This is a genomic window from Clostridium sediminicola (assembly GCF_050402865.1).
Lineage (GTDB): Bacteria > Bacillota > Clostridia > Clostridiales > Clostridiaceae > Clostridium_AF > Clostridium_AF sediminicola.
Genome location: NZ_BAABMF010000012.1, coordinates 112,131 through 125,387 on the forward strand (window position 1 = coordinate 112,131; position 13,257 = coordinate 125,387).

Genomic DNA, 13,257 nt, shown 5'->3' on the forward strand with positions numbered 1-13,257 from the left:
CCGCTATACCTGTATACCGATGATTTTTTAAAATATAACAGAAAAACTTTTTTATAGTGAGGTGTGTTGATTTGAATAATTTTTTAGGAGAGATAGAAAAATCATCAGCAATGTCGCTGAAGGTAGTTGATAAGTTTCGAGAAGCTTTATCCGAAGGAGAACTTAAGATTGGAGATAAACTTCCACCAGAGAGGCTATTAGCAGAACAGTTAGGAATAAGTCGTGCACCTTTGAGAGAGGGGTTAAGTATACTATCTGCTTATGGAATACTAGAATCAAAACCAGGAGAAGGGACTTTTGTAACAGATAAATTTGCTGAGAATGTATTTGATTTCTTGGGTATTGGTGATATTTCCAATAGGGAAACATTTATGAGCATACTTCAATTTAGAAGTATATTAGAAGTTGGATGTGTTGATGAAGCAATAAAGAATATTGATGAAGAAATATTCAAGAAAATGGAAAACAATATAAATATGCTACAAAACGAAACCGATAAAGATAAACTTGTTCTAATAGACGCTGAATTTCATGAAATGATAATTAATTTAACAAGAAATCCAATACTTATAGAAACATATAAAATGATATATAAATTACTTAGAAAATTAATCACAAAGTTGATTGTTCATGAAAGTGCGCGACAGGATATTTTTGATGCCCATAGAGAAATCTTAAATTATCTTAAAGCTGGTGAAGCAGAAGAATGCAAAAGAGCAATTTGCAAACATATAAATGACAATGATAAGTTTTTGGATAAATATTTAGAATAGAAATTGGATAAAAAAGTTAGGAGTTGAAGATAAATGAGTAGATTAAAGTCAATTGTTTTACCGGCATTTTTCCCTAGTTCAAAGAATTCAGCTGATGGATTTATTGGGGCATTAAAAATAATTAAGGGGTACGATATAGACCTTATTGAGTTTTATTATGGAGGTGATAATAAACAAATAGTTAAGGAAGAGATAGAAAAAAATAATTTGCAATCCATATATTTGGGAGCTATAGCAACAAAAACTCAAAAACTTAATCTTTCTTCCTTAGATGAATCATTAAGAAGAAAATCTGTTGAAGTAATTAAAAATTGTATTGATGATGCTTACTATTATAATTCAACTTCATTATTAATAAATAGCGGTCCTAGACCAGATTCAAAAGAAAATTTATCTTTAGCTTTAAATTCCTTCAATAAATCAATAGAAGAAGTACTTCAGTATACCAATGAAATAGCAAAAGATTATTTATTAGATATTACTTTAGAAACTGGAGATATTGATGTTGATTACTGTGAATTGATTGGAAATACAGATTATTCTATTGATGTTGTTAAAAACATAAGAAAGAAATATAAAAATTTATACATAACAATGGATACAAGTCATCTAAAACAACTTAATGAATCACCTATAGAGTCCATTATAAAAGCAAAAGAATTTTGTAGTCATATACATTTAGCTAATTGTGTATTAAAGGATAAAATGTCCAAATTATATGGGGACAAACATCCTGAGTTTGGGATTCTAAACGGTGAATATAGTTTAGAAGATATTGAGAAAATATACAATCAAATTAACGAAATCTATAAGGAAAACAAATTAGTAATAGGTGCAGAAATCATCTGTTGGGATGGAGAAGAAGTATCTTTATTCCAAAATACAGTTGAAAATATGAAGTGGTTTTATAATGAAAAATAACTTATATTATCCTGAGGGGGTACAATCATGAAAAAAGAATTTTTAGAATTAAGACAATCATTACTTTTTAAAACAGCAGTAGGAAATTTTGTAGCTGAATGCGGGAACATGAGAGATAGCTTTTCAAAGGAGTTTGCTGATGCAACAGAAGAACGAAAAAGTGAAATAGCAGACATCATATCAGAAATCTCAATAGATATGCAATCATATATCTTGAGATGGCATTTGCAAAAACTTGAAGATAATGAGATTGTAGAAACTACTATTATAAAGGAAGAAGTAAGTAAGAATTTAGATTTATTAGCTCTATGGGGATATGAAGATAAAGTCCAATATGTAAAAAATGAGATTGCTAGTGTTGAAAGAAGTAACCAATTGAAAATTTCAAAAATGACAGACAAAGGAATAATTAATAATCGTTTAGGAAATGATGCTGCCTACGGGTTAACTGATGCTATTAGAAGAGGGACATGCCTTGTTACAACTAACCCAGTTATGATAAATCAATTAACAAAAGATGAATCAGAGAAAATGACAAAAATAAGAGACAGAATAAAAAAAGAAAACCCTGATGCTACACCTGAAATGTTAGTAACTTTATTAACAATGGAAGTAGTTTATGAAAGTTGTATAGAATTATGGCCTATATATGAATCAACAGATAGAGAAATGGGATATGTAAGTCTTCAAGTAAGTCCAAAGAATTCGAATAATGCAGAAAAAATGTTTGATGAAGTTAAATTTATTTACGATGAACTTGGTAAGAGATTAAACGGGGTACCTAATCTTGTGTTCAAGGTTCCAGCAACAGAAGCATCTCTTGATACTGTAGGGAAAATGACTAAGATGGGCATAGGTGTAAACATTACTGGAAGTTGTTCGGTAGCTCAACATATTGCATTAGCAGAGGTTATAGAAGAAGGAAATACTAAAGCTTCATTCTTAACAATGATGTCTGGAAGATTAGATGATAGAATTGCAGAAGAACTAGAAGAAAAAGGCATTGAAAATGCAAAAGAAGTAGCTAAGAAAGCTAGTGAATTAATAGTTAAGCGTTCATACAACACTTTATACGGTGATCGTGACTATAAAAAATCAGTTCTGTTGATAGCATCACTTAGAGGACCATGGAATATAGATGCTGCTATAGCGAATAAAAAGTCACCTATATTTATTACATGCTTCCCTCCAAAGGCGCAAGAATATGATAGCATAGAAAGAGAGATAATATCTACTATAGATGATGAAATTTCACAAGATATTATTGATACATTAATGAACAGCAAAATATTTAGACAAGGCTATGAAGTAGATGGTCTTACTAAAGAAGAGTTTGCTACATTCTTCCCTGTTCAAGTAACATTAGAATCTTTCTGTAAACAATATGATGAAACAATAGAATTCGTAAGTAAATAAAATTTTTATTTATAGCAAGTACAACTCTCTTTAGTAAGTATTGTAGTGGTTCCAAGAAAAAGTAGATTTATACGTGTTTCAAATTTTACACTTTCCAAGTATTTTTGGACACGTATAAATCAATACTTGAGTTGGAATATATAAATTAATCAGTGAAATGTAAACTATTTAAATTGTTTAATTATACTTATTTTTTATTAACATATATATATTTTTTAGGAGGAATGTAAATGTTTAAAAGAGTTATTGCTTCAGTATTATGTGTAGTTTTATCAATGGCAACATTAGTAGGATGTGGAAAGAAAGCTTCAAATGAACAAGGGGATGGTACAGCTGAAAAGAAGGAGAAAATTGTAATCAAAGTAGGGTATGAAAATAACCCTGGAGAACCTATTGATGTAGCAGTAAATGAATGGGCAAGACTTGTTAAAGAGCGTAGTAATGGGGAAATAGAATTACAATTATACCCAAGTTCACAGCTTGGTAGTAAAAAAGATTTAACTGAACAAATGACAATGGGTGGAAATGTAATCACTATTTCAGATGGTGCTGCTTTAATGGATTATGTTCCAGATATAGGTATATTAACAGGACCATTCTTAGCAGATAACTATGATGAGATGGACAAAGCAGTTAACAGTGAGTGGTTTGCAGAAAATGTAGCCAAGTTAGAAGAAAAAGGAATTACTGTTTTAACAGCTAATTGGCATTATGGAGAGATGCACTTAATCACTAAAGAGCCAGTTAAGGCGCCAGAAGACTTAAAGGGTATGAAAGTTCGTTGTCCAAACAGTTCACTATTCATTTCTATTACAGAAGCTATGGGAGCTACTCCAACTCCAATGCCTTTATCAGATCTTTATACTGCATTAGCTCAAGGTGTTGTAGAAGGTGCATATAATCCATTACCAGTATTATATGGTACTAAAATGCACGAGCAAGCAAAACATCTTTCTTTAACTGGTCATATCAAAATTCAATCTATATGGATTGCTAGTGACAAATTTATCAAGAGTTTACCAGCTGACGCAGTTGAGTTAGTTAAAACTGCAGGTAATGATGCAGGTTTATTCTTAAATAAGAATAATGAAGAAGCTGAAAAGAAAGCAACAGAAGATATGAAAGCTGCTGGAGTGGAAATAATAGATGTAGATAAAAGTCTTTTCCGTGAAACAGTAAGTGATTTTTATAATACTATTCCAGAATGGTCAGAAGGTCTATATGAAAGAGTAAGAGAAGAAATGACAAAATAAGATAACATCTTAAGTAGTGTGGTTTAAACACCACACTACTTTGTAAATAAAGATTATTGATCTGACTTATAATTAAAAGGAGTGATTATTATGCAAAAGGCTGATAATTCCTTGAATGCATCTAAGAAATTAAATACTTCTAGTTCAGGGACAAGAAAGCTGACTATAAAGAAAGTTTTGCTTAATATAGATGATATTTTAGCAAGCATATTAGTTTCAGTTCTTATATTGATGACTGTTACAGGTGTTTTTATGAGATATGTATTAAATAATCCATTAAAATGGACTGAAGAGGCATCATTGGCATTATTTGTTTGGTTTACTTTATTAGGAGCTAGTTCTGCAATGAAAAAAAAGCTTCATATAAGTATTGATTTCTTTGTAGAAATGTTGCCAGAAAAATTTCAGAAATACGTTGGTTTTTTGGTGACAATAATAAACTTTGTTGTTCTAAGTATTATAGGGATATTGGGCTATCAATTGACACTTCAGGCTAGTTTAAAGATAACGCCAGTTTTAAGAGTGCCATATACTTATATTTACAGCGCAGTACCTGTAGGGTGTGTTCTAATGATTATTAGTTTAGCTTTGAGAGTAAAAGATGAAATCAGACAAGGTAAGAATAATTCTAATAAAGGGAAAGAGGTGTAATTATGCAAGTTACTATAGCGATAATTGTGATGTTTATTTTATTTATGTTAAATGTACCAGTATTTATTTCTATACTTGGTAGTTCTTTAGTATATTTCAGCCTTGCTGAAAACCTTGAACGTATGATTGTTGTTCAGCGTTTGATAGGTGGAATAGAATCCATTCCTTTATTAGCAATTCCATTCTTTGTTATGGCAGGGGTATGCATGAATTATACTGGAATCACTAAACGTATGCTTAGATTTGCAGAAGTATTGACTGGTCATTTACCAGGAGGGTTAGCGCAGGTAAATATTGTGCTTAGTACAGCTATGGGTGGATTATCAGGATCAAGTATTGCAGATGCAGCAATGCAGTCAAAAATGATAGTACCAGAAATGGTTAAGAGAGGATACTCTAATGCTTTTGCCACTGCAGTAACTGGTGCTTCAGCACTTATTACACCAATTATTCCACCAGGAGTTTCTTTGATTCTTTTCGGATATATTGCCAATGTGTCAATTGGAAAGCTGTTTTTAGCAGGAGTAATTCCAGGACTTATGACTTGTGCATTAATGATGGTAGCGGTACATATTGTTTCTAAGAAAAGAGGGTATTTACCAATAAGAGAGAAAGCAGCTAGACCGAAGGAAATATTAATAGCATCAAAGGATGCAATTCTTGCTATGCTACTTGTTGTAGTTATCATTGGTGGAATACGTCTTGGGATTTTCACACCAACTGAAGCAGGTTCAATTGCTGTTGTTTACGCATTAATTTTAGGTGTTCTTGTTTATCGTGAAATGAAAGTAAATGATATCAAATTAGCTTTACAGGAAACTGTGACTACTACTGCATCTATAATGCTTATAATGGGTGCTGCAGGAAGTGTATCATGGTTTTTAACATGGGAGCGTATTCCTCAACTTGCTAGTGAATATGTATTGTCTGTAGTAAGTACTCCAGCTATGTTTTTATTAGCAATAAATATTTTCCTATTGATTATAGGTATGTTCTTTGAAGGTAATGCGGCAATGATCGTTCTTATACCGATTTTGATGCCTATGGTAACAGCTTTAGGAATAGATCCAGTTCACTTTGGTATGACTTTCATATTTAATATGGCAGTAGGTTCTCTTTCACCACCAATGGGAACGGTAATGTTTACCACTTGTTCAATTACTGGAGTAAGTATTAAAGACTTTATTAAGGAAGCTTGGCCTTTTTATATCGTTTTAGTAATCTGTTTATTTATTATAACTTATATACCATTTATTTCTACGTTTTTACCTAATTTATTAATGTAGTATTGGCTTGAGTTTTTAAAAGAATAAATTAAATGAATATAAAGGGTTTAGAAAAATATTGAGGAGGAAAAATCAATGAAAGTAGTAGAAGTTATAAAACCGGGAGAATTAAAGATAAGTGAAAAACCTATGCCAACTAGTCCAAAATCAGGTGAAGTAATGGTTAAAATAAAAGCGGCAGGATTATGTGGATCGGATATCCATATTTATCATGGGAAGAATGCATTTGCAACGTTTCCGAGAATTTTGGGACATGAAGTATCAGGAGAAATATGTCAAGTTGGAGAAAATGTTGAAGGGTTTAAAGTTGGTGATAGAGTAGCAGTTGATAACGTAATTTCATGTGGAAAATGTTATGCATGTAGAATGAATAGACCTAATGTATGTAAAAACTTAAAAGTATTAGGTGTCCATGTAGATGGAGGATTTTGTGAATATATGAATATAAGTGTTGAAAACACTTATAAACTTCCGGAAAGTATATCTTATGAAATGGCAGCTACAATAGAACCGTATAGTATAGCAGCTGAAGCAACTGATAGAGGAAGACTTACATCTACTGATGATGTTTTAATATGTGGAGCTGGGCCTTTAGGGCTTATGTTAGTTGAAGTAGCTAAAAGTGTAGGCGCTAGAGTTGTGATAATGGATGTTGTTGAGGATAGATTGAAAAAAGCACTTGAGTGTGGAGTAGATATGATAATTAACCCAAAGCATATGGATGTTACAAAATCTATTATGGAATTTACAAATGGAGAAGGGGCAAATTTAGTTTTTGAAGCTACAGGAAATCTAGGAGTTTTTGAACTTTCAATTTCAGAGCTTGTTTCCCAAGCAGGTAGAGTGGTAGTTCTTGGCTTCCCTAATGAGTATGCTAAAGTAAAACCATCAGATATTATGAAAAGAGAGTTAGATGTATTAGGATCTAGGGTTAATAATAAAAAATTTCCTCAAGTTTTAGAGTGGATGGATAAAAAACAGGTTAATCCATCAAAAATCATCTCACATACTTTCTCTTTTGAGGATATTGAAGAGGCTATGAAATTATATGAAGAAAACCCAAATGAAGTATATAAAATTGTACTAACATTTTAAAATAAATGAATTAGAAGATAAAAACAAAATTAAAATCAACTATTGTTGTAGAGGGGTGATTAAAAGTTATGAATATAGATTGGATAAAGAAAATAGGTGTTGCTGGTGCGGGGACAATGGGTGCTAGTATTGCAGAGTGTTTTGCACGAAGTGGGTATGAGGTTGTTCTATATGATTTAGCAGAAGAATACCTAAAACGTGGAAAGACTATAATAGAAATTAACAATAATAGCTTAATCAAAGAGGATATCATTACCGAAAAAGAAGCTGAAGAATCTTTTAATAGAATAAACTTTACTACAGATAAGAAAGTTTTAGCTGATTGTGATTTCATCACAGAATCAATAATCGAAAAGATAGAAATCAAGCAAGAATTCTGGAGAGAATTATCATCAATGGTTAAAGAAGGGACTATCCTGACATCAAATACATCTGGGTTGAGTATAACTGAGATTTCAAGGGACATTCCTCAGAAAAATTTATTTGCTGGTTTCCATTGGGTTAATCCTCCTCATATTGTTCCTTTGGTAGAGATTATAAAAGGTGATGGAACTAGTGATGAAACAGCTCAGTTAATAAAAGAAGTGTCTATTAAGATAAATAAAAAACCAGTATTAGTAAATAAAGATACTGATGGTTTTGTTCTTAATAGAATACAGTTTGCTGTATTCAGAGAGGCATTAAATATTGTTGAGAAAGGAATAGCAACAGTAGAAGATGTTGATGCAGTTCTAAAATACGGTCTTGGTTTTAGATATGCTTTCTTAGGTCCTTTTGAAACAGCTGATTTAGGCGGATTAGATACTTTCTACTATATCTCTAGCTATTTATTTAATGAACTTAGTAGTGCTACAAAACCATCTCCAATTTTAAAAGAGTTAATTGATAATAATCATTTTGGTTCAAAAACAGGGAAAGGATTTTATGATTACTCTAATGGACGTGAAAAAGAAATTATGGAAAGACGTGACCAGAGCTTCTTGAAGATGATAAAACATATCTATAATGCTCAGTAAGATTAATTATAAGAGGAGGTAAATTAGTATGAGAAGTGATAACATGAAAAAAGGTTTAGGTAGATCACCTCATAGAGCTTTGATGAAAGCTTTAGGGCTGACTGATGAAGAAATAAAAAGACCCTTAATAGGGATAGTTAATTCCCAAAACGAAGTTATTCCAGGGCATATGCATCTAGATACAATTGCATCAGCTGTAAAGACAGGAATTAGATTAGCTGGAGGTACACCACTGGAGTTTCCAACTATAGGAGTTTGTGATGGACTAGCTATGGGTCATGAAGGTATGAGATTTTCTCTTGCAAGTAGAGAGCATATAGCGGATTCAGTGGAAATAATGGCTAGAGGTCATCAATTTGATGCTCTTGTATTTATCCCAAATTGCGATAAAATTGTTCCAGGTATGTTAATGGCTGCTCTCCGTCTAAATATTCCTTCAATATTTATAAGTGGCGGTCCAATGTTAGCTGGAAACTTAAATGGAAAGAAAATTGATTTAACTACAGCCTTTGAAGCAGTTGGAGCTGTGGGTGCAGGAAAGATGACCATGGAAGAATTAGAACAAATAGAAAACAATGCATGTCCTGGTTGTGGTTCTTGTGCAGGTATGTTCACTGCAAATTCTATGAACTGTATGACTGAAGTTTTAGGATTAGGACTTCCTGGACATGGAACGATTCCAGCAGTACACGCAGGTAGATTGAGATTAGCTAAAGAAGCTGGTATGAAAATAATGGAGATATTAGAAAAAGACATTAAACCTAAAGATATCATAACTGAAGCAGTTTTTGAAAATGCAATTACAGCAGATATGGCACTAGGCTGTTCTACTAATACTGTATTACACTTACCGGCTATAGCTCATGAAGCAGGTATAAAAATTGACCTAAAAATGGTTAATGAAATAAGTGCAAAAACTCCTCATTTAGCAAAATTAAGTCCTGCTGGACATCACCATATTGAAGACCTTGACGCTGCTGGTGGGCTTTCAGCAGTATTAGCTAGGTTAGATGAACGTGGTTTAATAAATAAAGATGTTATGACAGTTACATGTAAAACATTAGGGGAGAATATTGATGGAGCGAAAGTTTTAAATTCTGATGTTATCAGAGATTTTGAAAATTCATATTCACCTGATGGAGGACTTGCAATTTTATGGGGGAACTTAGCATCAGATGGAGCAGTTGTTAAAAAAGGTGCGGTATTACCTGAAATGATGACACATAAAGGACCAGCTAGGGTATTTGATAGTGAAGAAGATACAATTGAAGCTATCATGAGCAATAAAATAAACCCAGGTGATGTTATAATAATACGATATGAAGGTCCAAAAGGTGGTCCTGGTATGCGCGAAATGCTATCACCTACTTCAGCATTAGCGGGTATGGGACTAGATAGTACTGTAGCTCTTATTACTGATGGACGTTTCTCAGGAGTTTCTCGTGGAGCATCAATTGGTCATGTATCACCTGAAGCAGCAGAAGGAGGAGCTATTGGTTTAGTGCATGAAGGAGATTTAATTAACATAGATATTCCAAATCGTTTACTGGAGCTATTGATTGATGATGAAGAATTAGAAAAACGTAAAGCTACATGGAGTGCACCAGAGCCAAAAATAAAAGATGGTTATCTTGCTAGATATATGAAGATGGTTACTTCAGCAAGTACAGGAGCAATTTTGAAATATTAGATATAAATAATCTCTTTATTTAATAAATTTTTCCTTTTTGATATAATACAATATACAAGTTTATAAAAGATAAGGATTATGAATACATCAGTTCCACTAAATGTTATAGCCTAATCCCCTTATTTGATTATTTCGAATAAGGGGTATTTTTGCGGAGTGATAATAGATTATGTCTCTATAAACTTCTTTTAATCATTACAAGATTCAATTTAAAATTCCTATGCAAGAAAAATATTAAAAAAAACGAGAGAAAATAGATTTTATTACGTTGTATATAGTATAGAGACATACCACTTCAACTATAAATCGATACAAGTCCAAAACTCATTGATGCCTGAGATTTTGTACATGTATAGATTAAGTTTACGTATGGTTTGTCTTTAATATAAAGGCCTTTATTGAATATGTAGGAGGAAGATAATAAATGAGTTGTGAGGAAGTAAATTACATTAAGCGGTTGAAAAAGAAAAAAGAAGACGCACTAGAATTTATTGTAGACAAATATTTAGGATTTGTAAAAGGAACAGTGTATAAAGTTTTAGGTTCAATTGAGAGTGGAGGAGTTGTAGAAGAATGTATCAATGATGTATTCCTTGCTATATGGAATCATGGGCATCAATTTGAGGGAAATGAAGAAGATTTTAAAAAGTGGGTATACAAAATAGCTAAGTATCAAGCTATTGATTATTATAGAAAGATAGTCAAGCGTGAAGAAGTTTCTTTAGAAGTTGATTCTCTAATGCAGGATAATTCCACAGAAGACCAGGTTATGTTAAATGAGGATAAAAAAGAATTAGTGATGCTTATAAATACATTAAAACCAATTGATCGTAAGATATTTACCATGAAATATTTTTTGGGAATTAAATCAGAGGAAATTGGCAAACAATTAGGATTAACCAGAACTGCGGTTGATAATAGAATTTTTAGAGGAAAGAAAAAGTTAAGTCAGCAGGCAACAATGAGTGTATTGGGGGAGATATAGATGAAAAATATTTATCAGTTATTACAAGAAGTTGAGGTGGATGAGATGGAAATGAGAGAAATAGAAAAAGGGATAGAAGTGTCAGAGATTGAAAGAGCAAGTGTAAAAAAGCGATTGAAACAATCAATAAAAAAGAATAAAGGCTGGAGGAGTAAGAGAATAATTGCAGCAGCTATTGCTGGGTTAGTAATAGGCAGTACAGCATTTATTGGAATTACTAATCCAACATATGCTGCAGAAATTCCGATTATAGGAGATATATTTCGATTATTGGATAATGGGCGAACTGGTGTGTATGATTTATATAAAGAAAATGCAAATGAGATAAATATCATTAAAGAGAGCAACGGTATTCAGATGAAGATAAATGATGCAATTTTTGACGGTAAAACAATTACCTATACTTATGAGATTAAAACTGATAAAGACTTAGGAGAAAATCCATTAATAGGTATAGGACCCTCTCTTGATATAGTTGACTATGAAGGTGGACTTACAGGTAGCGAAAAGGTAGAAAAAGTATCAGAAGGAAAATATATTGGACGGTCAAGCTATAGTATTTCTGGAGAACTAGATAGAGTGAATTGTAAGTTAAATATTAAAGATATTTTAGTATGTGAGTTGAATAAAGAGGAAAAGATTAAAGGAAAATGGCTTTTTACATTCCAATTAGAGGCTGTGGAGAGTAATAGTAAAGTGATTAATCAGGGTACAGAAAAAGAAGGAATCTCTGCAACTATTGATAAAATAAACAAAACACCAATGTCATTCATTTTGGAATATACTCAACAAGTACCTGAAGAGTATAGAAATGATTGGGATAACGTCACTACTGAACTTATAGTGAAGGATGACTTAGGAAATGTTTATAAAGGGGAAGTAAATGGGGGAGAAGGAAATATCCTTACAGGGATTATGAATTGGAGTATGACCTTCAGGAAGTTAGATGGTAAGGCAACGAAATTAATAGTTACACCAAAAGTATACATTTCTACCGTTGCAGGTGGAGTATCATTTGATGAGAAGGGAAATGAGACAAAATTAGAACCGATACAAACAAAGGAAGATAGAGAATTTTTCTTAGATGATATCGTTATTGATTTAAAATAAATTTTTTAAGAAAACTTTGTAGAGTTTTAGAGAATCCAATTTTGGATTCTCTAAAACTATTAAACTATAAATTCAAAAAGCACAAATTATCAAAAAAATAAATCCAAAATATAGTACAATAGGTTGAGAAGGATTTATTGGAGGTTTGATAGGACGTGGATTATTACTATAGAATACAAAATGCAATTGAATATATAGAACTGAATCTTAAAGAGAATATAAATATCACTGATATTGCCTCAAAAGCTTTCTTTTCAGTATATTATTTTCAAAGGATATTCCAAAATATTTCTGGGTTTTCTGTACAAGCCTATATTAGAAAAAGAAGGCTTACAGAAGCTTCGATTTTGCTAAGAGAAACAGATAAAACAATATTGGAAATTGCAGTCACTTTTCAGTATAGTTCCCAGGAAGCATTTACACGTGCATTTGAGAGCATTTTTGGTATAACTCCTGCTAAATATCGTAAAATGAAGAAAGGCTCAATAAATCTTCTTGCAAAGATTGACTTTGTAGATTATAAAGAAAAAATTCAAGGAGATATAAAGATAGATAAGCCCAATATTATCTATCTTAACAAAACTTATATAACTGGCTATGAATATAAAACAAGTATGAACTCTGGAAAATACTTTAATGATATAGAAAATTTTTATAATAATTTTGGTATGAATGAGTACTATATGAAAATTCCTCATCGGATTGCGCCAGCATTTCCATATGGGATAAGCTACAACTACTATGAAAATGGGCAGTTTTCATTTGTTATAGGAGAAGCAGTAAATCAACCTGTTGTAGGACTGGAGAGTGGTTTTGTTAATTTAGAAATTCCTGAAGGAAAGTATGCTGAATTTAAAGTTAAGGGTTCTGTAGAAATAGCTCAAAATACTTGGAAGTATATCTATCTCACATGGTTTCCCAATTCTAACTATGAACGGAGAGAGGGACTTGATTTTGAGGTGACAGATGTATGTAATTCAGTATACCCTGACAAGATGGTAATGAAATTATATATACCAGTTGAGTGAGTATAACTGATTGGATGATATAGTGAATTTGGA

The 13,257-nt window shown here is 32.0% G+C and carries 12 protein-coding genes; all 12 read left to right on the forward strand.

Annotated elements, in window-relative coordinates:
- Positions 1-71 precede the first annotated feature (71 nt).
- The 12 genes from ACQ3F0_RS18120 to ACQ3F0_RS18175 all read left to right on the forward strand — a co-directional run bounded on the left by ACQ3F0_RS18120 (position 72) and on the right by ACQ3F0_RS18175 (position 13,224).
- On the forward strand, positions 72-773 hold the full coding sequence (locus tag ACQ3F0_RS18120) for a FadR/GntR family transcriptional regulator (protein ID WP_428866852.1): 702 nt from the start codon (positions 72-74) through the stop codon (positions 771-773).
- Between the two features lie 33 nt (positions 774-806).
- Positions 807-1,694: a sugar phosphate isomerase/epimerase family protein gene (locus ACQ3F0_RS18125; protein ID WP_428866853.1), complete on the forward strand. Its 888-nt coding sequence runs from the start codon at positions 807-809 to the stop codon at positions 1,692-1,694.
- A gap of 27 nt (positions 1,695-1,721) precedes the next feature.
- Positions 1,722-3,110 carry a transaldolase family protein gene (locus ACQ3F0_RS18130; protein ID WP_428866854.1) on the forward strand — a complete coding sequence of 463 codons (1,389 nt, stop codon included), beginning with the start codon at positions 1,722-1,724 and terminating at the stop codon, positions 3,108-3,110.
- A 230-nt stretch (positions 3,111-3,340) separates the two neighbouring features.
- Complete coding sequence (locus ACQ3F0_RS18135; protein WP_428866856.1) at positions 3,341-4,363, forward strand: C4-dicarboxylate TRAP transporter substrate-binding protein; 1,023 nt, start codon at positions 3,341-3,343, stop codon at positions 4,361-4,363.
- Between the two features lie 90 nt (positions 4,364-4,453).
- Positions 4,454-5,014: a TRAP transporter small permease gene (locus tag ACQ3F0_RS18140; RefSeq protein ID WP_428866858.1), complete on the forward strand. Its 561-nt coding sequence runs from the start codon at positions 4,454-4,456 to the stop codon at positions 5,012-5,014.
- A 2-nt stretch (positions 5,015-5,016) separates the two neighbouring features.
- Entirely contained in the window at positions 5,017-6,300 is a 1,284-nt protein-coding gene (locus ACQ3F0_RS18145) for a TRAP transporter large permease (RefSeq protein ID WP_428866860.1), read from the forward strand.
- Between the two features lie 75 nt (positions 6,301-6,375).
- The gene (locus ACQ3F0_RS18150) at positions 6,376-7,395 is read left to right on the forward strand and encodes a zinc-binding alcohol dehydrogenase family protein (RefSeq protein WP_428866862.1); all 1,020 of its coding nucleotides are present in this window, start codon (positions 6,376-6,378) and stop codon (positions 7,393-7,395) included.
- A 68-nt stretch (positions 7,396-7,463) separates the two neighbouring features.
- The gene (locus ACQ3F0_RS18155; protein WP_428866864.1) at positions 7,464-8,411 is read left to right on the forward strand and encodes a 3-hydroxyacyl-CoA dehydrogenase family protein; all 948 of its coding nucleotides are present in this window, start codon (positions 7,464-7,466) and stop codon (positions 8,409-8,411) included.
- A 28-nt stretch (positions 8,412-8,439) separates the two neighbouring features.
- A complete protein-coding gene (gene ilvD, locus ACQ3F0_RS18160) occupies positions 8,440-10,101 on the forward strand; it encodes a dihydroxy-acid dehydratase (RefSeq protein ID WP_428866865.1) in 1,662 nt (553 codons plus the stop codon).
- Positions 10,102-10,525: 424 nt separating this feature from the next.
- The gene (locus ACQ3F0_RS18165) at positions 10,526-11,086 is read left to right on the forward strand and encodes a sigma-70 family RNA polymerase sigma factor (RefSeq protein ID WP_428866867.1); all 561 of its coding nucleotides are present in this window, start codon (positions 10,526-10,528) and stop codon (positions 11,084-11,086) included.
- Positions 11,087-12,196, forward strand: coding sequence for a DUF4179 domain-containing protein (locus ACQ3F0_RS18170; protein WP_428866869.1), 1,110 nt, complete (start codon positions 11,087-11,089; stop codon positions 12,194-12,196).
- Between the two features lie 155 nt (positions 12,197-12,351).
- Positions 12,352-13,224 carry an AraC family transcriptional regulator gene (locus ACQ3F0_RS18175; RefSeq protein WP_428866871.1) on the forward strand — a complete coding sequence of 291 codons (873 nt, stop codon included), beginning with the start codon at positions 12,352-12,354 and terminating at the stop codon, positions 13,222-13,224.
- Positions 13,225-13,257 lie beyond the last annotated feature (33 nt).

Excerpts from the sequence above, each read along its gene's own strand:
- ACQ3F0_RS18125 (WP_428866853.1), top strand. The coding sequence starts at position 807 with ATGAGTAGATTAAAGTCAATTGTTTTACCGGCATTTTTCCCTAGTTCA.
- ACQ3F0_RS18130 (WP_428866854.1), top strand. The coding sequence starts at position 1,722 with ATGAAAAAAGAATTTTTAGAATTAAGACAATCATTACTTTTTAAAACA.
- ACQ3F0_RS18135 (WP_428866856.1), top strand. The coding sequence starts at position 3,341 with ATGTTTAAAAGAGTTATTGCTTCAGTATTATGTGTAGTTTTATCAATG.
- ACQ3F0_RS18140 (WP_428866858.1), top strand. The coding sequence starts at position 4,454 with ATGCAAAAGGCTGATAATTCCTTGAATGCATCTAAGAAATTAAATACT.
- ACQ3F0_RS18145 (WP_428866860.1), top strand. The coding sequence starts at position 5,017 with ATGCAAGTTACTATAGCGATAATTGTGATGTTTATTTTATTTATGTTA.
- ACQ3F0_RS18150 (WP_428866862.1), top strand. The coding sequence starts at position 6,376 with ATGAAAGTAGTAGAAGTTATAAAACCGGGAGAATTAAAGATAAGTGAA.
- ACQ3F0_RS18155 (WP_428866864.1), top strand. The coding sequence starts at position 7,464 with ATGAATATAGATTGGATAAAGAAAATAGGTGTTGCTGGTGCGGGGACA.
- ilvD (WP_428866865.1), top strand. The coding sequence starts at position 8,440 with ATGAGAAGTGATAACATGAAAAAAGGTTTAGGTAGATCACCTCATAGA.
- ACQ3F0_RS18165 (WP_428866867.1), top strand. The coding sequence starts at position 10,526 with ATGAGTTGTGAGGAAGTAAATTACATTAAGCGGTTGAAAAAGAAAAAA.
- ACQ3F0_RS18170 (WP_428866869.1), top strand. The coding sequence starts at position 11,087 with ATGAAAAATATTTATCAGTTATTACAAGAAGTTGAGGTGGATGAGATG.